Source organism: Micromonospora sp. DT43 (assembly GCF_049841645.1).
Classification (GTDB): Bacteria; Actinomycetota; Actinomycetes; order Mycobacteriales; family Micromonosporaceae; genus Micromonospora.
In genome coordinates this window covers 73877-98964 of record NZ_JBNCKR010000019.1, presented here as the reverse complement: position 1 = coordinate 98964, position 25088 = coordinate 73877, and the positions used below count along the sequence as shown (strand labels likewise).

The 25088-nt window shown below is 73.4% G+C and carries 18 protein-coding genes; 8 read left to right on the top strand and 10 right to left on the bottom strand.

The genetic code is table 11. From position 1 onward, the window contains the following. The first annotated feature begins 6 nt into the window (after window positions 1-6). The gene (locus ACLQ26_RS30575; protein ID WP_425747813.1) at window positions 7-1170 is read left to right on the top strand and encodes a DUF58 domain-containing protein; all 1164 of its coding nucleotides are present in this window, start codon (window positions 7-9) and stop codon (window positions 1168-1170) included. Next, complete coding sequence (locus ACLQ26_RS30570; RefSeq protein ID WP_425747812.1) at window positions 1146-3581, top strand: transglutaminaseTgpA domain-containing protein; 2436 nt, start codon at window positions 1146-1148, stop codon at window positions 3579-3581. Before ACLQ26_RS30575 ends, ACLQ26_RS30570 begins: the two co-directional genes overlap by 25 nt. 22 nt (window positions 3582-3603) lie before the next feature. Here the strand turns inward: ACLQ26_RS30570 and ACLQ26_RS30565 are convergent, their stop codons facing one another. Further along, on the bottom strand, window positions 3604-4128 hold the full coding sequence (locus ACLQ26_RS30565) for a hypothetical protein (protein WP_425747811.1): 525 nt from the start codon (window positions 4126-4128) through the stop codon (window positions 3604-3606). Between the two features lie 65 nt (window positions 4129-4193). Then, window positions 4194-5168, bottom strand: a complete 975-nt coding sequence (locus tag ACLQ26_RS30560; RefSeq protein ID WP_425747810.1) for a hypothetical protein — start codon at window positions 5166-5168, stop codon at window positions 4194-4196. Window positions 5169-5388: 220 nt separating this feature from the next. Here ACLQ26_RS30560 and ACLQ26_RS30555 point away from each other — a divergent pair, with 220 nt between their 5' ends. Further along, window positions 5389-6192: a class I SAM-dependent methyltransferase gene (locus tag ACLQ26_RS30555; protein WP_425747809.1), complete on the top strand. Its 804-nt coding sequence runs from the start codon at window positions 5389-5391 to the stop codon at window positions 6190-6192. 6 nt (window positions 6193-6198) lie between these two features. Here the strand turns inward: ACLQ26_RS30555 and ACLQ26_RS30550 are convergent, their stop codons facing one another. After that, complete coding sequence (locus ACLQ26_RS30550) at window positions 6199-6990, bottom strand: SDR family oxidoreductase (RefSeq protein WP_425747808.1); 792 nt, start codon at window positions 6988-6990, stop codon at window positions 6199-6201. Further along, window positions 6987-7970 carry an LLM class F420-dependent oxidoreductase gene (locus ACLQ26_RS30545; protein ID WP_425747827.1) on the bottom strand — a complete coding sequence of 328 codons (984 nt, stop codon included), beginning with the start codon at window positions 7968-7970 and terminating at the stop codon, window positions 6987-6989. The genes ACLQ26_RS30550 and ACLQ26_RS30545 overlap by 4 nt, the downstream gene beginning before the upstream one ends. A 154-nt stretch (window positions 7971-8124) precedes the next feature. Here ACLQ26_RS30545 and ACLQ26_RS30540 point away from each other — a divergent pair, with 154 nt between their 5' ends. Both ACLQ26_RS30540 and ACLQ26_RS30535 read left to right on the top strand, forming a co-directional pair. Next, complete coding sequence (locus ACLQ26_RS30540; protein ID WP_425747807.1) at window positions 8125-9345, top strand: low temperature requirement protein A; 1221 nt, start codon at window positions 8125-8127, stop codon at window positions 9343-9345. A gap of 39 nt (window positions 9346-9384) precedes the next feature. Then, the gene (locus ACLQ26_RS30535; RefSeq protein WP_425747806.1) at window positions 9385-10248 is read left to right on the top strand and encodes a DUF1028 domain-containing protein; all 864 of its coding nucleotides are present in this window, start codon (window positions 9385-9387) and stop codon (window positions 10246-10248) included. A gap of 201 nt (window positions 10249-10449) precedes the next feature. Here ACLQ26_RS30535 and ACLQ26_RS30530 read toward each other — a convergent pair whose 3' ends face one another. Together ACLQ26_RS30530 and ACLQ26_RS30525 are read right to left on the bottom strand one after the other, a co-directional pair. After that, window positions 10450-11178 (bottom strand): maleylpyruvate isomerase N-terminal domain-containing protein, encoded by a 729-nt coding sequence (locus ACLQ26_RS30530; RefSeq protein ID WP_425747805.1) that lies wholly within the window; start codon window positions 11176-11178, stop codon window positions 10450-10452. Between the two features lie 8 nt (window positions 11179-11186). Continuing rightward, the gene (locus ACLQ26_RS30525; RefSeq protein WP_363688337.1) at window positions 11187-12074 is read right to left on the bottom strand and encodes a phosphatase PAP2 family protein; all 888 of its coding nucleotides are present in this window, start codon (window positions 12072-12074) and stop codon (window positions 11187-11189) included. A 185-nt stretch (window positions 12075-12259) separates the two neighbouring features. Between ACLQ26_RS30525 and ACLQ26_RS30520 the strand changes: the two genes are divergently transcribed. After that, window positions 12260-12922 (top strand): DUF3159 domain-containing protein, encoded by a 663-nt coding sequence (locus ACLQ26_RS30520; protein ID WP_425747826.1) that lies wholly within the window; start codon window positions 12260-12262, stop codon window positions 12920-12922. Window positions 12923-13206: 284 nt separating this feature from the next. On the opposite strand, the gene ACLQ26_RS30515 is transcribed toward ACLQ26_RS30520, so the two are convergent. Continuing rightward, window positions 13207-16113: a glycoside hydrolase family 48 protein gene (locus ACLQ26_RS30515; RefSeq protein ID WP_425747804.1), complete on the bottom strand. Its 2907-nt coding sequence runs from the start codon at window positions 16111-16113 to the stop codon at window positions 13207-13209. An 845-nt stretch (window positions 16114-16958) separates the two neighbouring features. Between ACLQ26_RS30515 and ACLQ26_RS30510 the strand changes: the two genes are divergently transcribed. Next, on the top strand, window positions 16959-18302 hold the full coding sequence (locus tag ACLQ26_RS30510) for a GH1 family beta-glucosidase (RefSeq protein WP_425747803.1): 1344 nt from the start codon (window positions 16959-16961) through the stop codon (window positions 18300-18302). Between the two features lie 78 nt (window positions 18303-18380). Here ACLQ26_RS30510 and ACLQ26_RS30505 read toward each other — a convergent pair whose 3' ends face one another. The 3 genes from ACLQ26_RS30505 to ACLQ26_RS30495 all read right to left on the bottom strand — a co-directional run bounded on the left by ACLQ26_RS30505 (window position 18381) and on the right by ACLQ26_RS30495 (window position 22863). Then, complete coding sequence (locus tag ACLQ26_RS30505; RefSeq protein WP_053652618.1) at window positions 18381-18803, bottom strand: roadblock/LC7 domain-containing protein; 423 nt, start codon at window positions 18801-18803, stop codon at window positions 18381-18383. Beyond that, entirely contained in the window at window positions 18800-21352 is a 2553-nt protein-coding gene (locus ACLQ26_RS30500; RefSeq protein ID WP_425747802.1) for a sensor histidine kinase, read from the bottom strand. Before ACLQ26_RS30500 ends, ACLQ26_RS30505 begins: the two co-directional genes overlap by 4 nt. A gap of 98 nt (window positions 21353-21450) precedes the next feature. Continuing rightward, window positions 21451-22863 carry an FGGY family carbohydrate kinase gene (locus ACLQ26_RS30495; RefSeq protein ID WP_425747801.1) on the bottom strand — a complete coding sequence of 471 codons (1413 nt, stop codon included), beginning with the start codon at window positions 22861-22863 and terminating at the stop codon, window positions 21451-21453. A 270-nt stretch (window positions 22864-23133) separates the two neighbouring features. Between ACLQ26_RS30495 and ACLQ26_RS30490 the strand changes: the two genes are divergently transcribed. Next, entirely contained in the window at window positions 23134-25038 is a 1905-nt protein-coding gene (locus ACLQ26_RS30490) for an anthranilate synthase family protein (RefSeq protein ID WP_425747825.1), read from the top strand. Window positions 25039-25088 lie beyond the last annotated feature (50 nt).

Below are 25088 nucleotides of genomic sequence, written 5' to 3'. Positions count from 1 at the left end.
AGCGCCATGGGGATCACCGCCCGCGGAGTCGGGCTGCTCGTCGCCGCTGTCGTCCTGCTCGGCCTGGGGTTCCGCTTCGCGTACCCCGAGTTGACGTTGCTCGGGGCGGCTGCCGGGGCGGCCGTCGGCTACGCGGCGCTGACCGCTGCCTGGCGGCCCCGACTGCTGGTCGGCCGCCGGGCGGACCCGGACCGGGTGGCGCGGGGAGAGCCGGCGAGCATGACGCTCACCGTCCGCAACGGCGGCCGGCTGCGGTCGGCGAACCTGCTGGCCGAGGACCGGTGTGGGAGCCGTGCGGTGCCGGTGCCGCTGCTGCGCCTACGGCCGGGGCGGGAGACCGAGGTCCGCTACGACGTGCCGACCGTCCGTCGGGGGGTGGTGCCGGTCGGTCCGCTGCGGGTGACCCGGCGCGATCCGTTGGGCCTGGTGGCGCTGGCCCGCCCGTACGGGCAGACGACGCCGGTCTGGGTGCACCCTCGGATCCATCCGCTGACGGCGGTGCCCACCGGCGCGGGCCGCAGCCTCGACGGTCGGGTGGACGGGGTGCCGAACGGGTCGATCACGTTCAATTCGTTGCGAGAGTACGTGGTGGGTGACGACCTGCGTCGGGTGCACTGGCGCACCAGCGCCCGGGTCGGCGAGCTGATGGTGCGCGAGAACGTGGACACCAGCCTGCCCCGGCTGGTCGTCCTCCTGGACAACCGCGCCGCCGCGCACCCGGATCGGGTGGACGGGGTGGCCGAGTCGTTCGAGTCGGCGTGCGAGGCGGCGGCGTCGGTCGTCACCGCCGCGCACCGCGCGGACCTGCCGGTGCTGATGCTGCTGGTAGGCACGGAGCTGGTCGAGCGCGGGCCGGCGGGGGACGCCGAGATGCCGCCACTGGACCGGCTTGCCGCCGCCGAACTGTCCGACGAGGCCGACGCGTTGCGCGCGGTCACCAGCCGGCTGCGCCAGGACCGGCTCGGCGACACGCTGATCTTCCTGACCGGCCCCGGTGGGCGGGACGGGTTGGGGCATGTCGGTGCGCTGCGCGGCGCGTACCCGTCGGTGGTGGTCGGGGTTTTCGGCGCGGCCGAGCCGACGCCCGCGGGCACGGCCGGCCTGGTGGTGGTCGACGCGGTGGACGGCGCGCAGTTCGCCGCCGAGTGGGACGGGGTGCGCCGGTGGTGACGGGCGTCGAACCTGACGTGGCGGCGGACCCGCGGCGGGTGCCGTCGACAGCCGGCCACGCGACCGGGCGGGTGGTAAGCCTGCTGCGGGCGGCCGTCGTGCCGCTGGCGTTGATCGCGCTCACCGGGCTCGCCGGGGTGGTGCTCGGCCGGGTGTACGCGGGCGATCTGCTGATCCGGCTGGTGCTCGGCGCGGCGGTGGGCTCGGTGCTGGTAAGCGTGGCGGCCCGACGGCTGCCGTCCTGGCTGGTCGCCCCGCTGTCGATGGCGGCGTTGGCCGGGTGGACGCTGTGGTCGCTGCGACTGGCCGCTGCCCGCGCCGACCTGCCGGGCAGCCTGCTGGAGGTGAGCGCGGACGCGGCGCGCAACGGCATTCCCCGGCTGCTCACGGCGATGATTCCGGTGGAGCCCACACCGGACACGGTGCTGGTCCCGGTGGTGGCGGCGTGGCTGGCCGGTCTGGCCGGGGCGGAGGTGGCGCTGCGCGCCGGCCGGGTGCTGCTCGGCTACCTGCCGGCCGCGGGGCTCTACGTCGCGGCCCTCTACGTGGTCGGCCCGAACGCCGGACCGGCGATCGGGACGACTGTGGCCTTCGTGGCGGTCGCGGCGGTCGGGCTGGCCGCGCCCTCGGGTGCGTCGCCGGCCGGCGGTGACCCGACGGCGGGTCTCGCCCCGGGGACGCGCGCGGCGGTGCGGCTTCGGCTGGCGGCGTCGGCGGCGCTCGGCGTCGCCCTGGTGATCGGCCTGGTCGCGCTGCTCGGCCCGGTGGTCGCCGGTCAGGTCGACGGGCGGCCGGTGGACCCGCGCCGGTACGTGGAGCCACCGCAGGTGCAGACGCTCGACGAGAACCCGCTGATCCGGATCTCCGGATGGGCGCTGCACCCCGAGCAGAAGCTCCTCGACGTGAGCACGGTCGGGGCCACCCCGCCCACGGGCGGAGCGGAGAAGCCGGAGGCGGCCGGCGGAACGGACGACCCGAAGGCTGCCGGCGGCGTTCGGATCCGGTTGGCGGTGCTCAGCGACTACGACGGGATCACCTGGCGGGTCGGTGCGACGTACCGCAACGCGGGGCGGATCCTGCCGGCCACCGCGCCGGCCCGGGACAGCACTGTGGAGACCGTTCGGCAGGACATCACGGTGGCGGAGCTGAGCGGTCGGCTGCTCCCGGCCATGGCGACGCCCCGCGAGGTCAGCGGGGCTCGGGTGGCGTACGACCCGGCGACGGGGACGCTGATCCGGCCGGAGGGGTTGACTCCAGGGCTGCGGTACACGGTGACGTCGGCCCGGGAGCGACCGGACAACAACCTGCTGGCCACCGCGAACGTGCCGGCCGGCGAGGAGGTGGCCCGGGTGCTACGGGTCGCCGACGGGGTGCCCGACCCGCTGCGCCGGTTGGCGGCACAGCTCGCCGAGGAGAACGGCGCCCCGTACGCGCGGGCGGCGGCGATCGAGCAGTTCCTCGCCGAGCACTACCGGGTGGTGGCCGACGCGCCGAGCGGGCACGCGTACCCGAACCTGGCCTTCTTCCTCTTCGGCCCGCGCAACGGGGGCGGGCAGCGGGGCACGTCGGAGCAGTTCGCGGCGGCGTTCGCAGTGCTGGGCCGGCTCTCCGGGTTGCCGACGCGGGTGGTGGTCGGGTTCGAATCCGGCGGGCAGGGGCCGGTGCGGGCCGGTGACGCGTACGCCTGGCCGGAGGTGCTCTTCGACGGGTTGGGCTGGGTGGCGTTCAACCCGCTGCCCCGCCCGGAGAACGAGCCGAGGCCTGTGGAGGAGGACTTCCGCCCGACCCCGGAGGACCCGCCGCCGTCGGAGGCGCCGGCACCCACAGTGGAGCCGACGGCGTCACCGGAGCCGGTGGCCGCCCCCGACGGCCCGCCCGCACGAGGTGGCGTGTCCACGCCGGTGCTGGTCGCGGGTGGCAGCGGTGGTCTGCTGCTGGTGGTGGGGGCGTTGCTGCTGACCCTGCTGGCGATGCGCCGTTCCCTCACCCGCAACCGGCTGGTGCGGGGTGATCCCGGCCAGCGCATCGCCGGCGCCTGGCGGGAGGTCACCGACGCGCTGCGGCTCGCCGGTCGACCGGTCGGCGACGACCTGGCGGCGACCGAGGTGGCCGGACAGGCCCGGCAGGCCCTCGTCGAGGCCCGAGCGGGCAGCAGCGGCCAGGACACGACCGGCGAGGGCACGACCGGCGAGGGCACAATCGGCGACGGACCAACCGTCGACGAGTTGGCGGCCCTGCTCAATCAGGTGGGCTTCGCCCCGGGCGCCGCAACGCCGGATCAGGCGGCCCGCGCCGCCGAGGTGGCCACCGCCTACGTGGCCACCCTGCGCTCCGCGCGCCCCCGGTGGCGCCGCCTGCTCTGGTCGCTGCACCCCGCTCCCCTGCGCCGAGCCCGCCGCTCCCCGCGGTGATCAGGAGCCCGGCTGAGGGACGTCATCGTGCCGGCGATCGAACCAGGGCCGCCCGACGACCGTAGTCGACGGCCACGGCTATGACGAGCGGCCCCCAGGCCAGCATCGGGGCGTAGTACCGGAGCACCTCCCAGCCGGGAAGCGGATGCACCGGTTCGTCTTCTCCGATTCCGACCCAGGTGCGCTGCACGAAATGAAACCTGTGGTTCAGGACGAAGTACGCGCAGATGGCCACGAGCAACGATCCACCGATGAGTGCGACGAGCACCACCGCGCGCGCCGGGATCCGACGACCGCCGAGCACCGGCAACCAGCCCGGCACCCGTTGTCCCCAGCGCTGCACCAGCCCGAGCGTCAGCAGCGCCAGTCCCATCGACAGGACGGACAGAAAGACCATGTACCAGATCGTGACGGCGCTGTCGGCGAACACGAGCGACAGTCGCCACAGCGCGGACGGCAGGACGCAGAGCGGGACGGCGTAGGCGGCCCAGACGGCCCACGGTCTCGGGTCGGCCGCCCAGGCACGGTCGGCGTCGGCAGGGCTCACGGATGCTCCTGTCTGTGCGGGCCGGCGCCGCGCAGGCGACGGCGATTGTGGACGGACCTGAAAACTCACGACGACACGCTGGTGGCGGTCGTCCGCTCCTGGCTTGCTCGGGTGGTGCGGGCGTAGCCGGTGGTCGCGACGCCCAGCGCGATTCCCCAGCCGAGGAACACCAGCAGCGTGGCGGCCACCGCCCACTCCCGCACCACGTCGGACCAGGGCAGTTCACCCGTCACCAGTCGACCGAGGACGATCCCGGCGCTCAACACGCCGTAGGTGACAAGCGTGAGGGCCACCGCCCCGGCCGGGATCAGCGCCAGCAGCCGGGGAACCGGTCGACCGCGCAGCCCCGGCACCCAGCCCGGAAACTGCTGCCCCCACCGCTGCACCAACCCGAGTACGAGCAGGCCGGCGAGCGGCGGAACGAGCGTGATCGCCACGCCTGTCCAGGTCGAGAGGCCCCGGCGGATGTCGTCCAACTCCCGCTCGGGAATGCCGAACGGAACGCCGAGCGCCCAGAGCCCGTGCGGCACGGCCCAGCCCACGACCGGTAGCGCGACTGCCGCGTACGCCCAACGGCGTGCCCACAGTGGCACCGGACGATAGCCGGCGGCCACCGGCGCACGGCCGGGACCGGAGGCGTTCGCGAGCCCGGCGAACAGGACGCCACCGGCCACAAGCGCGAGCCGGGCGACCAGGTCACGCCAGTCCGAGGGACGCCCGGACAACGCGGCCGGCAGCTCGAAGAGCAGGTGCAGCGGGAAGGCGAGGACCGTCAGCAGGGCCGCCGCGGCCCAACTACCCGCGGACGCGAGGCGGCCGGGGGACCGGACGGCGTGGAGAACCACCGCCGCGAGGACGATGCCGACTCCCACCGCACCCCATCCCGCCCAGAAGGGCAGCGACTCGACGCGGTCCGCGCCGCACCCGCCCCCGGGGTCGACCAGCTCGGTGCGGTCGCACGCGGTGTACCCCCATCGGCCACCCGTGATCCAGTACAGACGCAGCGCCACCTCACCGACGAGGAAGACGACGCACGCCACCGCCCACCCTCTGGTCGGGCCGGAAGCTGCGGATGGGTGACGACGGGCGGCGACAGTCATGCACCGATGATCTGCGCCGACGGACGCGCTGGTCCTCCCCGGCGGAAGGGAAGCCGCTCCCATCGCTGGGGGATTCCCCGATCCCACCGCCACCCGCCCGGCTCCTGCAAAGGGGTGAAATGCGTTGGCGTGCCCGCGGCACGGCGATGACCATCAACGTGTGGATCAGCATTCGAGCGACATCGTCGACTACTACACGCAGCACTACCGTGAGGACCAGCGACTGACCGGCCGACCTCAGGCGCGTCTGGAGTGGATCCGGACGCTGGAACTCCTGCGGGACCTCCTGCCGGAGTCCGACGCCCGCATCCTGGATGTCGGCGGCGGCACCGGCGCGTACGCCCGCGCGCTCGTCTCCGCCGGTCACCAGGTGCGCCTCGTGGACCTGGTGCCGGGTCACGTCGCGCACGCCCGTGCCGGCCAGCCTTCCATCGAAGCGCAGGTCGCCGACGCGCGTGCCCTCCCGTACGCCGACGACACGTTCGACGTCGCGCTGCTGCTGGGCCCCCTCTACCACCTGGTGCGACGCGCGGATCGGCTACGGGCCCTGCGGGAGGCCGTCCGCGTCACACGCCCCGGTGGCCGGGTCGTGGCGGCGGTCATCTCGCGGTTCGCGGGGGCGCTGGACTTCGCGGCCACCGGCCGACTGGACGAGCGGACTCTCGCGGAGGCACGGGCGCTGCTCACCGACGGCACCAACGACCCGCGGATCGGTTTCACCCACGCCTACTTCCACCGCGTCGAGGAGATCACCGACGAGTGCCGGGCCGCTGGGTTGACCGAGGTGGTCGTGCACGGGGTCGAGGGTCCGGCGTGGACGGCAGCGGAGGCAGCGATCGGCGGTGCGGCGGAGGGGGCCGTCTTCGATGGCGCGCTGGACCTCGCCCGGACGTACTCCAGCGAGCCGGCGCTTGTCGCGTCGAGCGCGCACCTTCTCGCCATCGGGCGCGTGCCCGCACGGTAGCGGCGGTCAGGCGGTCAGCCGGCGGACCAGCTTGCGGAGACCGGCCTGCCAGCCGTCCGGGTCCTCGGCGCGGCGGCGCGCGTAGTCGGCGACCTCCGGGTGCGGCAGAATCAGGAACCGCTCCTCGGCCAGCCCGGCGATTGTCGCCTCGGCGACCTGGTCGGGGGTGAGCACCGCTCCGGAGGCGGCGATCACTCGTGCGCCCAGATGCCCCTCGGCGAGGCCGTCGGCGAGCATCGGAGTGTCCACTCCCTGCGGGCAGAGGGCGCTGACCCGGATGCCCCGGTCGCGGTAGGTGACGGCGAGCCACTCGGCGAAGCCCACCGAGGCGTGCTTCGTCGCGGTGTAGGCGGCGTCGCCCACCGCGGTCAGCACCCCCGCCGCGGAGCAGGTGTGCAGCAGGTGACCGCCACCGCGCGCGAGCATGCCGGGCAGCACCGCCCGGGTCGAGTAGACGTGGGCGAGCACGTTGACCCGCCACGCGCGGTCCCAGGCCCCGTCGTCGACCTCCACTCCCCCGCCGGTAGTCACCCCCGCGTTGGCGCAGAACAGGTCGATGCGGCCGAAGCGTCGTTCGATGTCGTCGACGAGCGCGCGGACCTGGGCCTCGTCGGTGACGTCGAGGGCGGCGGCGTGGGCCACCGGGCCGATGCCCTCGGCCACCGCGTGGGCCGCCTCGGCGTCCAGGTCGGCGACGACCACCGCGGCCGCGCCCTCGGCGGCGAAGCGCCGCGACAGTGCCGCCCCGATGCCGCCGGCGCCGCCGGTGACCACCGCGATCCGGTCGGTGAGGTTCACGCGGACGCTCCCAAGGGCTCGGTGCCCAATTGCGCGATGAGGGTCATCAGCGCGGCGGCGCTGCCGGCGGTCACCTCCGGGGTGGGCAGCAGCGCGAGGACCGGCACGCCGATGCCGGCGTCGGCGTAGCGGCGGACCTGGGCCCGGCACCGCTCCGGTGAGCCGTGCAGCACCAGCGCGTCGACCACCTCGTCGGGGACGGCCGCGCCGGCGCCGCGCCGGTCACCGGCTGCCCACGCCTGCCACATGGGCGCGAGGACCTCGTCGCGGCCGAGCCAGCGGTGGAACTCGGCGTACGCCGGGACGGTGAGGTAGCTGGTGATCAGCCGGCGGCCCAGCGCTCGGGCGTACGCGGCGTCCTCGGTGGGGCAGACGAAGATCCGCGCGGCGACCTCGAAGCCCGCCCGGCGCTCGCCCAGCTCGGCGAGGGCCCGCGGCACGTCGTCGGCGCTGAGCCAGTTGAGGATGACCCCGTCGGCCTCCGCGCCGGCCAGCCGCAGCATCCCCGGGCGCAGCGCGGCGAGCAGGATCGGCGGCGGCACGGCCGGTGGCCGTTCGAGGGTGAACCGGCGCACGGTGAAGGTGTCGTAGACCTCGTCCACCGTCTCACCGCGCAGCGCGGCGCGCAGGAACCGCAGGACGTCACGGGTACGCCGGAACGGCTCGTCGAACCGCACGGCGTTCCAGTCGCGGACGAGCACCGGCGAGGACGCGCCGATCCCGAGCGCGAACCGGCCCGGGGCCGCCTCGGCGAGCGCCGCCGCGCTCATCGCCAGCAGCCCGGGGCCACGGGTGAAGACCGGGGTGATCGCGGTGCCCAGGCGCAGCCGTGGCTGCCACGCCGCGGCGAGGGCCAGCGGGGTGAACGCGTCGGTCCCGGCGACCTCGGACGACCAGACGTCGGTGAACCCGGCGCGATCGAGGGTCGCGTACACCCCCTCGTGCTCGGCCAGCGGGATCCCGCCCAGCGGCACGGTCATGCCCCATCGATTCGTCACCGGTCGATCGTGCCCGTTGACGGGGCCCGTGAGCAAGATCCCCGAAGTGGGCAGAATCGCCGGTTTCCGGCCGCCCACGCCGGCCGAGGTGTTACGACTTCGAGGTGGACCGGAGCACCGGCGTAGGCCGCTGACCATGGGTTTCAGGGGAGCGGGACGCCTGGAGCCCGTCGCCTCGGCGGCCGCGCCCGGCCGGGCGACGTTCCTGGAGCTCTTCTTCGACCTGGTGTACGTCTTCGCCCTCACCCGGATCTCCACGCGGGCATTCGAGGACCTGACCAACCCCCCGGGGGCCGAGCACGGCTGGGCGGCGGTCACCGGCGGCGGCAAGACGTTGCTGTTGCTGCTCGCGCTCTGGGCGGTCTGGCAGGGCACCGCGTGGACGACCAGCCGGTACGACCCGTTCCGGTTGAGTCTGCAGGCCGTGGTGCTGATCGCGCTGGTGTGCAGCATGGTGATGGGGGTGGCGGTCCCGCGTGCGTTCAGCCAGACGGGGTTGATGTTCGCGGTGGCGTACGTGGTCGCGCAGGTGTCCCGGCCGCTGCTCCTGGCGGTCGCGCTGGGTCCGCACCCGTACCGCCGGTTGAAGCTGCGCATGACGGCGGTGTTCGCCGCCACCGGGGTGTTGTGGATCGTCGGGGCGCTGCTGCCCACCAACGCCCAGGTGGTCCTCTGGACGGCGGCCCTGCTCATCGAGTACCTGGAGGCCCGCTGCGGCTGGCCGGTGCCGGGGCTGGGCCGGTCGACTGTCTCGAAGTGGGAGATCGCCGGGGAGCACCTGGCCGAGCGGTACCAGCAGTTCTTCCTCGTCGCGCTTGGCGAGACGATCCTGGTTGCCGGCTTCGCGTACACCAGGGGGACGGACGAGCCGGGGCAGGTGTGGGCGATCACGTTGGCGGTGGCCACGTCGATCATGCTGTGGCGGATCTACGTCCAGCGCGCCGGTCAGATCCTGGGCGAGGCCGTCATGGAGGCCCGGCACCCGGCCAACATCGGCCGCTCGGCGGCCGACACACACCTGGTCATGGTGGTCGGCCTGGCCGCCACGGCGATCGGCTACGAGCTGATCATCGAGCATCCGTTGGGTCACCCCCCGGCGTCGTGGCTGGTCATGGTGCTCGGCGGACCCGCGCTGTTCCTGGCCGGCCGGGCCCGTTTCGAGTACGAGGTGTTCGGGCGGGTCTCGCCGTCGCGGTGGATCGCCATCCTGGTGCTGGCGGTCGCCGCCGTACCGCTGCTGTTCCTGCCGGGGCTGTTCGCGTCGGCCACCGGCGTGCTCGTGCTGGGCGGCGTCGCGGTCGCCGACGCCCGCCGGGCGCACGGCGCGCCGCCGGAGGCCGCCGCGACGCCGTTCTGACCCGTCGGCGTACGCCCCGAGGCCGGTTAGTCTCGGCGGGTGACCTTCTCCCTCGTCGCGCGTTCCGCCGACGGCCGCCGGCACGGCGTCGTCGTGGCCAGCAAGTTCCTCGCCGCCGGGGCGCTGGTGCCGGCGGCGGAGGCCGAGGTCGGCGCGCTGGCCACCCAGGCGCACGTCAACCTCGCCTACCGCCCGCAGGGGCTGACGCTGCTCCGCACCGGGGTGGCCGCCGCCGACGTGGTGGCCGGCCTGGTCGCCGCCGACACCGAGCGCGAGCACCGGCAGCTCGGTGTGGTGGGGGCCGATGGCACGGGCGCGAGCTGGACCGGCCCGGCCTGTCACCCGTGGGCCGGTGGACGCACGGGCGACGGCTGGGCCGCGCAGGGCAACGTCCTCACCGGCCCGGAGGTCGTCGACGCGCTGGGCGACGCGTGGCTGGCCTCCGCGACGCTGCCGTTCGCGCAGCGGCTGGTCGCCGCGCTGCGCGCCGGTGACGAGGCCGGCGGGGACCGACGCGGCCGGCAGAGCGCCGGCCTGCTGGTGGTCGAGCGCGGCGGAGGGTACGGCGGCACCAGCGACGTGCTGATCGACCTGCGGGTGGACGACCACCCCGACCCGGTCACCGAGCTGGGTCGACTGCTGGCCGTGCACACGATGCTGTTCAGCCGACCCGACCCGGCGACCCTGCTCGACCTGAGCGGCCCGGTCGCCGACGAGGTAGCGGCGTTGCTGACCGCGCTGGGCCACCCGGTGGGCCACTCCGGGACGGAGGCGGCGCTGATCTCCTGGGCGGGGCTGGAGAACCTGGAGGAGCGGCTGGTGCCGGGACGGATCGACCCGGTGGTGCTCACGCACCTGCGAGGCGTCGCCCCCCACGTGCCCGCCCCCCGCACGGCAAGCTGAGCAGCCAGGCTGGCTGGCTATCCCGGGCAGCGCCGGTGCGACGCCCGTGCGACGCCGGTCAAGATCCGCACAATTTCCGGGAAACTGCTGCATCCAGGGCCGGCGAAGCAGCAGTTTCCCCGAAGTTGCGCGAATCTTGGGCCGCATGGGCCGGGCTCACGCCGCCCGTCGGCGGTGGTGATGGCCGGCCTGGCCGGTGGGTCAGCGACCGAAGACGAGCCAGCGGAAGCCGGCGGCATCGATTTCGGTCTGCTCCGGGACGGTCAGCGGCGCCCGCCCGGTGGTCTTGCGGATCACTGTCAACCGATCCCAGCGCAACTCTGCCGGCGCCGGCCGCCCACCGGTGAGCAGGTCCGCGATCACCGCCTCCGCCTGCGGGGTGAGCCACGGTGGTCGACCCAGCGCGGCGGCCAGGTCCAGGCCGTGCACCCCCACCTCGACCACGCGCGTCCCCAGGAACTCGGTAAGACTCATCGCGTCGCCGTGCCGGGTCCGGAGGACCCGCTCGGGCCCGGCGGCGGCGACCGCCTCGTCGGCGGTCCGCCAGGCACGCTCGAACTCGACCGACAGCGCCGCCCGTCGGACCTGCCCCGCCCCCCGCCCGCCAGCACCGATCCGCGCGGCCTCGGACCGCACGGCGTCGGACCGCGCGGCGTCGGAGCGCGCGGCTTCGATCCGGTCGGCGTCCACCTGCGGGGTGAACTTCGCCGCGCCGAAGTAGCCGGCGGCGTCCACCTCGGCGCGCGGCGGGGCGGGTGCGGCCAGCATGTCGGTCAACCGTCCGGCGCCGGTGCGGACGTGCGCGATCAATTCCCGCACGGTCCAGGGCGGGCAGGGGGTCGGCCGGTCGAGGTCGGCGTCGTCCAGCTCGGACAGGACCTCGGTGAGCCGTCCACACTCGGCACGAAACGCCGCACGGACCGGGTCCATCCGCCGCCTCAGCCCTTGACCCGGGGCACCAGCCGGTGCACGACGGTCAGCACCAGCGCCATCACCAGCGCCATCGTGCCGGCGATGCCCGCGGCGCTGCCCGCGTACCCGACGAAGAGAGCGCGGCGGCTCAACGCCTCCGGGCCCGTCCCTCGCAGGTCCACCAGCCAGGTGAGGGCCAGGCCGGAGGCGATCAGGGCGAGCACACCGGCCACGCCGAGCAGGATCGCGGCGAGGCGGTGCGCGTCACCGGGCGCGATCTGGGCCTGCTCGCGCTGGGTGATCAGCAGGACCAGGCCGGCCAGTGCCGCCCAGACGCCCACCACCAGGTAGGCGGCGACCGCGTCGCTGGGTCGGTGCCAACCGGCGGAGAGGGTCGCCACCCCGGCGATGGCTGCGTAACTCGCGCCGACGAAGGCGCCGACGGCCCGCACCTTGGGCGGCAGGACGAGCATCAGCGCGACCGCCACCGACGCGGCCACCGCGGTGTGCCCACTGGGGAGGCTGTTACCCACCGCGACACGCTCCGGGTCGAGGCCGAGGTCGGGCCGGCTCAGACCGTACTTGAGCAGTTGGGTGGAGACGTTCGCCCCGGCGATGAGCAGGGTCGCGGTGACGGCCAGGGCGATCCGCCCCCGGATGAGCGCGATGAAGCCGATCATCGCGGTGGCGGCGAGCAGGGAGACGACAGACATCGCGTTGAGGATCCGGTCCACCGGTCCGTCGATGCGATCGTGGCCGATCTGGTTGCCGGTCAGGGCGACCGTGTCGACCCACTGGCCGATCTCGGTGTGCACGGCGACCCGCCAGACGGCGAGGAAGGCTGCCGCCTGGACGAGGGCCAGTACGACCAACCAGACCGCGGTCCAACCCCGTGCCGTCGCGCGCATCCGCACACCGTAGCGGCAGGTGCCGGCCGGTCGGCCGGTGGCCCACCGGCTCCCGGCGGTTAGGTTGGGGCGGAGGCGAGGAGGTGGAGGTGGGCGGGACACCGGAGCGGGAGTCCGGCCAGGTCGAGCCCGGCCCGGACGGCGCGACGACTGCCGGTCCGGACGTCGACGGGGCGGCCCGGACCGAGTCCCTGGCGGACCTCCTGGGCGGGCGGCGTGGCGCGCTGGACGCCACCCTGCCGCCTGTGGCGTTCGCCCTGGGGTGGCTGCTCGGCGGCGAGTCGCTGTGGGCCGGGGTGGGCGCGGCGCTCGCCGTGGGCGTCGCCGTGGCCGGCGTACGGCTGCGGCGTGGTGACCGGCCGCGCTCGGTGCTGATCGGGCTGCTCGCCGTCTGCGTCGCGGCGCTGATCGCGGTACGGACCGGCCGGGCGGAGAACTTCTTTCTCATCCAGTTGCTGTCGAACGCCGCGAGCGCGCTGGCCTGGGCCGTCAGCATCGTGGTGCGCTGGCCGCTGCTCGGGGTGCTTGTCGGTGCGGCGCTGGGCCAGCGGACGCGCTGGCGACGGGATCCGGCGCTGCTGCGGGGGTACGGCCGGGGCAGTTGGGTGTGGACGGCGACCTACCTGGTGCGGTTGGCGGTGTTCGTCCCGCTCTACCTGAGTGGGCAGGTGCTCGCGCTCGTGGTGGCCCGGGTCGTGTTGACCTGGCCGCTGGTCGCGGCGGCGCTGGCCGTGAGTTGGGTGGTGCTGCGCCGGTCGCTGCCGGCCGGGCATCCGGGGCTGCGTCACCCGGTCCTTGGCGGCCCGGACGGCCGGCCCGACGAGCCGGCCGGGAAGAGGCCCCGACGGGCATAAAAGTGGAGAGGCCGCCACGGGGGGAGCGGCCTCTCCGGTGACGTACGTTACTCCGTCATCCTCATTGGTGTGATCCCGTGCCAGCCCGAATTTCTGGGCTTTTTCGCGGCAGTCTCCAGTCCGGGCGGTGGGGTGGGCCGGTCGACCCGCTGCGTTGGCCAGATGACCGGCCCACCCCGGCCTGACCGTGGGTGTCAGGCCGTCCGCCGGCCGGGTCCCATCGTTCCCCCGGACCCGGCCGAACCCCGGGGTGGGTGGGGCACTCCACCCACCCCGGGTCGCTCTCAGCCGTTCGGGAACAAGCTCCCGTAGTCGGCGTACGCCATTGCCACGTCGGCCTGCGCCCAGAAGCGGTGGTAGTTGAACGTGGGCTCGGGGCCACCGTTCAGGTACGCCTGCACCTTGGGCCAGTCCGGGTCGTTCTTGTAGAACGACCGGATGTCGAGGAAGCTCTTGCCCGCGGCGATGGCGTCGCCGTTGGGCATCTTCCCGGTCCAGCCCGGCGGGACGTAGAGGCCCTGCCCGGTGGACGCGTCGTAGGTGTCGTCGAAGCGCTTGTAGTCGCCACGCGTCTCGGTCGTGGAGACGCCCTTCGCGTCACTGGCGGCGTCGAGCGCGTCGAGGAGCCCCTTGGCGGTGGTCTTCGCCGCCGCGTTGCCCGACTTGGCCGCGTACGCGATCAGGATCCGGGCGTAGGAGGCGGCGACGCCGACGTCCTGGCCCTTGCTGATCACCTCGACGTGCAGGTTCGAGTTGGGCTGCGGGCTGGACGGGTTCCAGGTGGTCGGCTGACCGGTCCACTTCATGTCCGACGGGATCGACCAGTTGGTGCCGACGGTCGTGTTGGCGATCGCCCACGGCACCCACTTGTCCAGCAGCGCCTTGGCCTTCGCGTTGCCGGTCTGCAGGTACAGCTCGGCGATCCGCTGCATCGACCACGCCTGCATGCCGAACCACTGGTTCGACGGCGGGTCGTTGTAGACCGGGTCGACGTCGTAGAACATGCCGTAGAAGGTGCTGGTGCCGGCCGGCGGCTGGGCGTAGCTGCCGTCCCAGCTGTTGGTCGCGCCGCCGGCGATGCCGCCCTCGGCGGACTGCAGCCAGGTGTAGAACTCCAGCTGCCGGTCGAAGCTCTTGGTCCAGTCGGCGACCGCGGTCGACGACTGCGGCTTGAGCTCCGGGGTGTTGGTCAGCGCCCAGGCCGCGAACGGGTTCTGGTAGCCGAAGTGGTTGTGGCTGGAGCCGATCCGCCAGGACCAGTTCTGGCTGGCGTCGTACGCGCCGCCCCAGGCGTAGTACCAGGACAGCAGGTAGTGCGCGGAGTCCCTGCCGCTGCCGGCGGGGCAGGTGCTGGCCCCGACGCAGTTGCCGATCTTCTTGAAGTACTTGTCGAACATCGCGTACCGCAGGTAGTCGCCCATCTTGGCGGCCTTGGCCACGGTGGCGGCGACGTCGGCCTGCTTGCCCTGCGCCTTGGCCCAGGTCAGCGCCCAGTACGCGGCCTGCACGGCGCGGGCGTCGGCGTCCGGGGCGTTCGTGTACTTCCACTGCTTGGCGGGAGCGCCGGTGTCCTTGACGAACAGGTCGAGGTAGCCGTACTGACCGCCGTGCTTGAAGGTGTCGCAGGACGGCTGCGGGATGGTCTCCCACACCGACTCCTGGGTGCCCCGCTGGAAGGTGTTGATGTACGCCGGCTTGGTGGTGCCGTCACCGCAGTGGCCGAAGCCGTAGGTGTTGTCGACGTCCATCAGCCAGTGCATGCCGTAGATGTCGCCGGTGCCGTAGGTGGACTGCAGCTCCGAGCGCAGCGGGTCCTGCCCGACGGAGATGTTCGGGTTCAGCGCCGACGGGTACTGGCTGGGCAGGTTGTACTCCGCCGCGTACTGCGGCGTGCCGGCGGAGCCCGCGGTGGGCTGGTCGGCGTGCGACGGGATGATGTACTTCTCCATCACCGTCCAGGCGTTGTTGAACGGCGCCCAGTTCTGGGTGACGCGGCCGTACTGGGCCTCCAGCCAGATCCAGAAGCTGAACGCCTCCGAGGTGGTCTCGTGGCCGTGGTCGGGCGCCTCGACGATGAGCGTCTCGACCGAGTGGTACGGCACACCCTCCGGGCTGAAGTAGCCCGAGTTCTTGATCTTGCCGTACTGGTCGAGGAACTTCTTGATGTAGGCGTTGTCGCCGCCTGGAGTGTCGTTGTCGATCTCGGTGGCGGTGACCGCCAGGGACGCGAGACCTGTCGCGGACGCGGTGACGGTGGCGGCGCCGCCGACGGTGTCGGTGTCCTCCGCCGCGGCGACCGTGACGGTGACCCCGGTGTTCCAGTTGGTGGGCGTCAGCGTGGCGCTGGTCGGCGAGACCGTGACGTCGGTGTCCCCGCTGGGGGTGAGGGTGACCGGCACGCTGGCGCTCGGCGCGGCGCTGAGCTTGAGGTTGAAGGTGGTCGTGCCACCCTCGTTGACGCTCACCGCGGACGGCGTGGCGATAAGCGTCGGGCCGCTGGCGGCGCCGACGGTGAACGCCTTCTCAGCGACACCGATGCCGTTGGCGTTGTCGTACGCCTTGGCCTGCACGGTGTAGTTGCCGGCCGGCAGGTCCTCCTGCGTGTACGCGTACGGCGCGGTGGTGTCGGTGTTGATCAGCAGGCCGTTGCGGTAGAACTCGACCTTGCTGATCGTGCCGTCCGGGTCGCTGGCGGTGGCGGTCAGCGGCACGTCGGCGGGCGCGGTGAACGGCCCGGTCGGCAGGCCGAGGGAGACCGTCGGCGGCTGGTTGGCCGGGGTTCCGTTGCAGGAGGTGCCGTTCAGGGTGAACGAGGTGGGCTTCGGGTTGCTGCCCGAGTAGGAGCCGTTGAAGCCGATGGTGGTGGAGGCCCCGGTGCCGAGGTTGCCGTTGTACGACTCGTTTGTCGCGGTGACCTCACTGCCGGTCTGGCTGAACCTGGCCGACCAGCCCTGGGTGACCCGCTGGCTGCTGTTCGGGAAGGTCCACTTGAGCGTCCAGTTGCTGACCGCGTCGCCCAGGTTCTTGATGGTCACGTTGGCGGTGAAGCCGTTGTTCCAGTCGTTGGTCGCGTAGACCACGTCGCAGGCGGGTGCGGCCTGCGCGGCGCCGGCGGGCAGGGTCACCCCGCCGATGACGAGCGCGGCGGCGGCGATGATCGCCACTCGGCGGCGTCGTGCCAGTTGTCTCATGTGCGCGGTGTCTCCTCGGACCAGGCCGGGGTGGTCCCCGGCGTGGCGCCTGCCCGCGGGGTGTGGTGGTACGCGGGGGATTCGAGGCGCCGGGAAGGTGGTCGCCCCGGGCCCGGCCGGGGTGCGGCGGTGCGGCCCGCGCGGGAGGGGGTCCCGCCGGCTGCGCTTGGGTGCCGTGACCGGAAGTCGTGCTGCCGGCTGCCCTCGGCGGACCCGTGCCCACGCGAACTGGCTCCTGTCGCGTTGAATCGACAGTGTGCCATGGAAGCGCTCCCACAACAAGCGCACAGGGGGCAGGATCACCCAGTTGTTTCGATCTCGTTTTGGGTCTTTCACAAAGGCGTGACGGGCGTTACAGTCGCAACATCGGTCGATGGGAGCGCTTCCATCGACAAAGGTTCCAAATGGAAGATCACCGGGACCGTCCTCGTGGCGGGCCCGGGGAACCAACCCGAAGGCCGACGGCGGGCCAGCCCGGACGCCGCCGTCAGCCATCATCCCGCCACAGGGAGGGAGGTGGAACCAGAGCCACTCGCGTGGCCCGGCTCCCGCGCGACACGCACGGCAGGACCCAAATTCCGCCCGTGTGTGTGCAGTTACGGTGGGGACGGGGGTTGCCCTCCCCCGTCCCCACACTAAACCCCCGTACACGATGGGAAAAGAGGCCGACGGGACAGGCGCCAAGCGCCGCCCGGTCGGCCTCGTTCGCTGTCCGGGGCCCTCACCCGCCTCGACCCGCCATGTCCGGCCGCCGTGACGGCCGGCTCACGGGGCCGGCCGCTCCTGACCTATCCTGGGAGCGCTCCCGAATCTCGGCGGCGGCCCCGTATCCACGAGGAGAATCCATGTCGATACCTACCGGGCCCGCCGGCCCGCTGCGCTTTCCCCGCGACTTCGGCTGGGGCGCGGCCACCTCCGCCTACCAGATCGAGGGCGCCGCCAAGGAGGACGGCCGCGGCGAGTCGGTCTGGGACACCTTCAGCCGTGTCCCCGGGCGCACCCGCAACGGCGACACCGGCGACGTGGCCGCCGACCACTACCACAGGTACGCCGAAGACCTTGACCTGATGCGCGAGCTGGGTCTGCGCAGCTACCGCTTCTCCATCTCCTGGCCCCGCGTCCAGCCCGACGGCGCCGGCGCGCCCAACCAGCGCGGGCTCGACTTCTACCGCCGGCTCGTGGACGGCCTGCACGAGCGGGGCATCGCCCCGATGGCCACCCTGTTCCACTGGGACCTGCCGCAGGCGTTGCAGGACACCGGTGGCTGGGAGTCGCGCGACACCGCCCACCGCTTCGCCGACTACGCCGACGCGGTCTTCACCGCCCTCGGCGACTCGGTGCCGGTCTGGCTCACCATCAACGAACCCAAGACCGTCGTGCAGAACGGCTACCTCAACGGCCACCACGCGCCCGGCCGGCAGGACCCGGACGCCGCCTACCTCGTCGCCCACCACCTGCAACTGGCCCACGGCCTCGCGGTCCGCGCGCTGCGCGCCGGCAACGGCACCGGCCGGATCGGCCCGGCGTTCAACCTGCACCCCTGCTACCCCACCGACAACTCTCCCGAGGCCGCCGCCGCCGCTCATCTCTACGACGGCTACGAGAACCGCCTCTACCTCGACTCGCTGCTCAAGGGCAGCTACCCGCAGGACGTGCTGGCCGACCTGGGCCCGCAGAGCCGGATGGTTCGCGGCATCCGCGACGGCGACCTGGCGGTGATCTCGTCCCCGGTCGACCTGCTGGCCGTGCAGTACTACACGCCCATCTACGTGAACGCCGACGGCAGCACCGAACACCGCTGGCCGACCTCCGAGGCCGATTGGCAGCAGATCTACCCCGACGGGATGTACGACATCCTGACCCGGGTCACCCGTGACTACGGCCCGATCCCGCTCACCGTCACCGAGAACGGCCTGCCCACCCCCGACACCCTGACCGCGGACGACACCGTCGACGACAGCGGCCGGATCACCTTCCTCCGCGACCACCTGGCCGCAGCGCACCGCGCCATCAGCGCCGGAGTGCCGCTGGAAAGCTTCCACGTGTGGTCGATGCTCGACAACTTCGAGTGGGACGAGGGGTACGAACAGCGCTGGGGCCTGGTCTACGTGGACTACGCCACCCAGCGTCGGGTGCTCAAGCGCAGCGCCCACTGGTACCGCTCCGTCATCGCCGAGGGCGGTTTCTGAACGGGCCGCCCGGACGGCCGGGCCCGGACGGCTCGGCTGCGGGTGAGTCGATGACCGTCCGGGTCACGGCCGGAACGCTCAGCGGGGAAGCGCCTGTTGCAACTCCGCCCGCAGCGCGGGGGTGAGCATCTCTCCCGCCTGCTTCGCCAGCCGGGCCATCTCGTAACCCACCACGCCGATGTCCGCGTCCCCGGCCGCGAGCGTGGCCAGAATCGACCCGTCGCGTACCTGCATGACCAGGAAGTAGCCACGGCCCATCTCGACCACCGTCTGCTTGACGATGTCGCCGTCGAACATCTGCGCCGCGCCCGCCGTGATGCTCATCAGCCCGGACGTCACCGCGGCGAGCTTGTCCGCGTGGTCGCGGGGCAGATGGTCGGAGATCGCCACCAGCAGCCCGTCGGACGAGACCACCACCGCGTGCGCCACGCCGGGCACCCGCTCGGCGAACGCGCTCACCAGCCAGCTCAGGTCACGTGCCTCCTGGCTCAACGTCGTCACTGTCGTCGTCCTCCTTCATCGTGCCCCCACGAGGGTGGCACCGGTATCTCGGTGGTGTCCTCGGCCTCGGCCCGCCGTACCCCGCTGTAGAGCCGGGAGAGCATGCCGCCGACCGCCTCCGGGTCCAGCTCGGCGCGTGTTTGCGCCGACGCCGGCTGGGCCGGGCGGGTGACTGCGGATAGTTGCGCCATCGGCACGCGTACCGGCAGGCCCCGTTCGTTCGTGCCGGCCGTCACGGGCGTTGCGGGCGGCACGGCCGGGCCGGGGGCCGCCGGCGCGGTCGGTCCCTGCCGGGACCACCAGCCGCCTCCGCCGTCGACGGCGGATCCCACACCAGCCGGGGCCAACACGTCCTCGGCGCGCACCGGCACGGGGCGGTTCTGGTGCGGCACGGCGGCTGCCGGGGGGCGACCGGCCACCGGCAGGTCCAGCGGCGCGGCGGCCGGCCCACGTGCGCCGGCCGAGCGGGACGCGCCCGGCATCCGCTGGGCTGCGGCACTCCGCGCGGCACTGGCCGCCAGCATCCGGGCCGGCGCCGGCGGATCCAGCTCCACCGCACCGGCCGGGGCCAGCAGGGCCGCCGGCAGCACCAGTCGCGCGACCAGGCCGCTCTGGCCCGCGTCGAGCTGCACCCGCACGCCCAGCCGGCTCGCCAGGTGGCTGACCACGAACAGGCCCATCCGCTCGACCGCCGCGACGTCCGCGGCCGGTGGGCTGGCCAGCACGGCGTTCGCCTCGGCCAGCGCGGCCGAACTCATGCCCAGGCCGTCGTCCACGATCTCGATCAACGCGGCTGACGCCTCGGCCCGGGCGGTCACCAGCACCACTGTGTCCGGGCGGGAGAACGCGGTCGCGTTCTCCAGCAACTCGGCAAGCATGTGCACCAGTTCCCCGACGGCGTGACCCACCACGTTGACCTCGCCCACCGCATCCAGCCGGACCCGCTGGTACTGCTCGATCTCGGCGGCGGCGGCCAGCAGCACCGTGCCGAGACCCACCGGACGGTTCCACCGCCGGGTGGAGTCCGTGCCGGCAAGCACCAGCAGACTCTCGTCGTTACGGCGCATCCGGGCGGCCAGATGGTCGAGCTTGAACAGGTTGTCGAGCTGGTCCGGGTCGCTCTCCTCCCGCTCCAGGTCGTCGAGCAGCTCCAACTGGCGCTCCACAAGCACCTGGCTGCGGCGGGCGAGGTTGACGAACATCGCGTTGACGTTGCGACGCATCAACGCCTGCTCGACGGCGACGGTCACGGCGCTGCGGTGCACCGCGACGAACGCCTCCGCCAGCTCACCGATCTCGTCGAGCGAACGGACCACCGCCGGTGCCACCTCGATGCCCGGCACCCCGCCGGTGACGGTTCGCAGCCGATCCAGCGCGTCCGGAAGCTCGACCTGCGCGATGCGCAGCGCCTGGCTGCGCAGCAGCCGCATCGACCGGGCGACCGACCGCCCGACAAGCAGTGAGATGAGCAGCGCGACCAGCAGCACCGCCACGACGCCACCGACGACCAGCAGAGTGGTCCGCAACTGGCCGCTGCTCGCGTCGTCGGCCTGGCGCACCGCGTCGTCAAGCACCCCCGCCTCGACCTGCCGCAGCAACTCCTGGCGCTGTTGGCTGGCCGACCACCACTGCTCCGACGGCAGCACCTCGGGCGGGGCGTTCCCGACCGGCAGGCTGCGCTCCTCCAGCTCGGTGGCGACCAGGAACAGCGGGTTCACCGACGTCTCGTCGTACCTGCGGATCTGGTCCGTGGTGGCGGCCACCCGGAACGCGCCGAGGGCTGTCAACTGCTGGGCGCGCAGATCGCTGAGGACCACCCGGTCCTCCGTGCCGTACCGGCCGGCGCGGGCGGCGGCGTAGAGCTGGGCGCGGACGCGGGAGGACAGCTCCTTGACCCGGGCCAGCTGCACGTAGCGCAGCACCGAGTCGCTCAGCTCCGCCCGGTCCTGACCCGGCGTCGGCTCGGCGAGCAGATCCAACAGCGCGCCCACGACCCGGTGGTAGTTGCTCAGGATGGTGTCGTTGCTGAGCACCGCCGGCGGGATCGCCGGACGGATGTCGATCACCTGGTCGTACGCCTCCTGCGCCTCCGAGAAGGCCACCCGCCAGGACGCGTCGGCGTCGGCCAGCGGCCGGGCCGCCCGACTCAGGTCGGCCATCGCCCGATCGGAGGCCGTCTGCAGCGGCCGCAGGACACTCGCGGCGGCCTGCCGGTCGCCACCGCGGCGCAGTTCGCCCAGCTCACCCGCCGAACGATCCCGCTCCTGCTGGAGCTGGTCCACCACGGCGGTGATCTGTCGACCGATGTCTACCTGCCGGGAGAAGTCGTTGAGCGCTGTCGTCCGTCCGACCAGGGCGCTTGTCTGCACACCCGCGAGCACCAGGAACGCCAACGACGGCACCACCAGCACGGTGGCCAGCTTGGTGCTCATCCGCCAGTCCCGCAGGCGGAACGGCGAGCGGCGGCGATGCGGAACGACGCGGACGTCGAAGCGTCGCCGGCGGTGGTTCGACACCCCACCGGTCGCCGGGTCGGGACCTGCCGCCACCCTGCCTCCTCCTCCTGCCGCGTCCACCGCGACCCGGGGAGCGCAGTCCATCCAACCAGGCTGGGTAGCGCTGTCAACGGCCCGGGCAGGGCGAAAGTTCAGGAAGGATACTGCGGGTGGGAACGTCCTGTCGTGGTCGGTAAGACCAGCTCATCCGTCCGGCCGATGTCGGCGAGCTCGGCCGCCGCACCGAAGCGGCCCAGCGCGACCAACGCGGCGCCGGTGGCGCCGATCTCCGGGTTGCGTTGGTGCGACACCGGTCGCGGTGCGAGCGCGGCGGCGAACGCCTGCCGCCACCACACCGAGGCGGCCACCGCGCCGCCGCCCAGCACCACCCCCACCGGTTTGTCGACGGTGGACTCCAACACGGCGAGATCGTCGGCGACCAGCTCGCACAGCCCCTGCATCAGCCCGGCCAGGATGTCCACCGCCGTCGTGCTGAAGCTCAGGCCGCGCAGCTCACCCGTGCCGGCCGGCGCCAACCCGGGCGCCCGGTCGCCACCGAAACGGGGATCGGCCGGCCGCCCGCCGCCCGCCGGCACCAACGCCAGCGCCGCGTCCAACTCGTCACCGCGAGGCAGCCGCAGCTCCCGGTCGGCCCAGGCGAACAGGTTGCCACCGCTGGAGTACGCCGCGCCGGTCACCACGTGGTCGTGGTCGACCCGGTAGCGCCAGAGTCGTTCCGGCAGCCGCGGCAGCGGCTCTCCGGCCGGGATCCGCTGCATCAGGCGTACGGCCGCGGAGGTGCCCACCGTGACCGCGGCCCGACTCGGGTCGGCGCAGCCCGAACCGACGTTCGACGCCCCGCCGTCACCCACCGGGGGTGCCCACCGGGCCTCGGCCAGCTGCGGCCAGCGGCGGGCGCGGTCGGGCCGGAGCCGGCCGTGCCAGTCCAGCTCGCCCAGCGACGGCAGGTCGCGCGGTCGCGCGCCGGCAAGCGTCAGCGCCTCCTCGTCCCAGCGCAGGCTGCTGAGGTCCAGCAGGCCGGTGCCGGAGGCCTGGGAGACCGACATGGGCGCCGCCTGCAGCAGCTCGCCCAGCACGTACTCCGGCAGGCCGACGAACCGGGCGATCGGCGTGCCGGACTGTTCCCGTAGCCAGGGCAGGCGCATCGACCAGTAGGAGCGGTGCCACCAGCAGCCGGTGCGCTGGTGGAAGCCGTCCGGGTCGGTCGGGCCGGGCGGGTCACCGACCGGCGTCGGCCGGGTGTCCAGCCAGGTGACGACCGGGCCCAGCGGGCTGCCGTCGCGGTCCAGCGGAAGCACCGAGTGCCACTGCGCGGAGGTCGCCACCAGGCCGACGTCGTGCAGGTGCCCCGCCTCGGCCAGCTCGTCCAGACACTCGATGAGGCAGGCGAGGTAGTCGGGGCCGGACAGCGTGCCGGTGCCGTCGTCACCGATGGCGAGGTTGACCTTCCGCCGGGCGAGGGCGCCGGGCAGCGGCTGGGTCTCCCCGTCCAGCACCAGGCCGCGTACGGACGAGGTGCCCAGGTCGAGCGCGAGAATGTTCATCGCCGGTCAAGTTACCCGTTGCCGGCCGCGCGGGAACGGAGGTCCGGCCGGGCACACCGGTACGCCCGAAGGGGTCCCGAGCCGGGCCGGGGCCGCGTAAGGTGGACCGCATGCTCGCGCACCCAACCTCCTGGTGGCCCGTCGACCCGGCGGCCACCCCCCGCGCGTAGCTCCATCCACGCGGCCGCCACCGAGGCGGCCGCCGGATCTCCGGCCCGGATGGCCGCCACCGCTGGCGGCGCCCGGCCCACGGAGACCACGATGACCAGCCTGACCCACCTGACCGACCTGCTCGCCGCCATCGCCCGTGGCGAGGATCCCGGCCCGTTCGCGCTGCTGCGCCGCGAGGGCGCCGACGAGCTGGAACTGTTCACCGGCCTCGTCACCACCGTCGACCGGCTGGCGGACATCCCGCTCTCGCCGGGTGCGCCCGGGGCTCGCACGTTGGCCCTGGTGCCGTACCGGCAGATCGCCGAACGCGGCTTCGCCTGCGTCGACGACGACGCCCCGCTGGAGTGTCTCCAGGTCCGCGAGCACCTGCGGATCCCGCTGGCCGACGCCCTGGCCGCGCTGCCCGACCAGCCCGTCCGCACCCGCGACGCCGGGTTCGACGTCAGCGACGAGGAGTACGCGCGGATCGTGCAGCGGGTGCTCACCGAGGAGATCGGCCGCGGCGAGGGCGCGAACTTCGTCATCCACCGCACCCTGCACGCCACCGTGCAGGGCGCCCCGCTGGTGGCCGCGATGGCCGCGCTGCGCCGGCTGCTGGTCGCCGAGCGCGGCGCCTACTGGACGTTCGTGGTGCACACCGACACCCGAACCCTGGTCGGTGCCAGCCCGGAACGACACGTAAGCGTCGACGACGGCCTCGTGATGATGAACCCGATCAGCGGCACCTTCCGGCCCGGCGGCGACACCCCGACCCGGGAGGCGCTGCTGCGGTTCCTCGCCGACCCGAAGGAGATCGAAGAGCTGTACATGGTGCTCGACGAGGAGCTGAAGATGATGGCCACCGTCGCCGAGCACGGCGGCCAGGTCATCGGCCCGTACCTGAAGGAGATGTCGCACCTGGCGCACACCGAGTACCTGCTCGCCGGGCGGGGCACCCGTGACGTGCGGGACGTGCTGCGGGAGACGATGTTCGCGCCCACCGTGACGGGCAGCCCGATGGAGAACGCCTGCCGGGTGATCGCCCGGCACGAGCGCCGGGGCCGGGGCTACTACGCGGGTGTGCTGGCGCTGCTCGGTCACGACGACGCCGGTCGCCAGACGCTCGACGCGCCGATCCTGATCCGTACCGCCGAGATCTCCCCCACCGGCCGGCTGCGGGTGCCGGTCGGCGCCACACTGGTCCGGCATTCGACGGCGGCCGGCGAGGTGGCCGAGACGCACGCCAAGGCGGCCGGGGTGCTGGCCGCGTTGGGTCTCGGCCCGGCGGCGCCCGCCGGCGACCGCGGGCCGGTCGTGCGGCTGGCCGACGACCCGGCGGTACGCGACGCGCTCGCCGCGCGGAACACGCCGCTGGCCCGGTTCTGGCTCGACCAGCGGGCGCCGGACGCGCCGGGGCTGCCCGGCCTGGGCGGTCTGCGGGCACTGATCGTGGATGCCGAGGACACCTTCACCGGCATGTTGGCGCACCAACTAGGCGCGTTGGGTCTCGCGGTCACGCTTCGGCCCTGGCACGCCGGCGGCCCGGTCGACGAGTACGACCTGGTGGTGGCCGGTCCCGGGCCGGGCGACCCGGGCAGCCCGAACGACCCGAAGATGGCCGCGTTGCGGGAGCTGCTGGACGGCCTGCTGGCGACCGGCCGACCCACCCTCGCGGTCTGCCTCGGGCATCAGGTGCTGGCCGGGCTGCTGGGGCTGCCCCTGCACCGCCGGGACGCGCCCTATCAGGGGTTGCAACGGGAGGTCGACCTGTTCGGCAGGGCCCGCCGGGTCGGCTTCTACTCCTCGTTCACCGCGCGGGCCGACATGGACCGGCTGGACACCGCGTACGGGACGGTGGAGCTGGCCCGGGACGTCCGCGACGGGTCCGTGCACGCCCTGCGCGGGCAGGGCTTCGCGGGGGTGCAGTTCCACCCGGAGTCGGTGCTCAGCCCGGACGGCGTGACAGTGCTGGCCGAGTTGCTCGCCGACCTGCTGCCGGCGTCGCGCCCGGCCCGGCAGGCGTAGCCGAGCGGCCGAGCCCGCCCGGCATGGTCACCGCCATCACGGGGTAGGGC

What these genes read in the sequence shown, in the direction of transcription:
- ACLQ26_RS30575 (WP_425747813.1), top strand. Translation starts at nt 7, where the DNA reads ATGGGGATCACCGCCCGCGGAGTCGGGCTGCTCGTCGCCGCTGTCGTC.
- ACLQ26_RS30545 (WP_425747827.1), bottom strand. Translation starts at nt 7,970, where the DNA reads ATGACCGTGCCGCTGGGCGGGATCCCGCTGGCCGAGCACGAGGGGGTG.
- ACLQ26_RS30540 (WP_425747807.1), top strand. Translation starts at nt 8,125, where the DNA reads ATGGGTTTCAGGGGAGCGGGACGCCTGGAGCCCGTCGCCTCGGCGGCC.
- ACLQ26_RS30530 (WP_425747805.1), bottom strand. Translation starts at nt 11,178, where the DNA reads ATGGACCCGGTCCGTGCGGCGTTTCGTGCCGAGTGTGGACGGCTCACC.
- ACLQ26_RS30515 (WP_425747804.1), bottom strand. Translation starts at nt 16,113, where the DNA reads ATGAGACAACTGGCACGACGCCGCCGAGTGGCGATCATCGCCGCCGCC.
- ACLQ26_RS30510 (WP_425747803.1), top strand. Translation starts at nt 16,959, where the DNA reads ATGTCGATACCTACCGGGCCCGCCGGCCCGCTGCGCTTTCCCCGCGAC.
- ACLQ26_RS30495 (WP_425747801.1), bottom strand. Translation starts at nt 22,863, where the DNA reads ATGAACATTCTCGCGCTCGACCTGGGCACCTCGTCCGTACGCGGCCTG.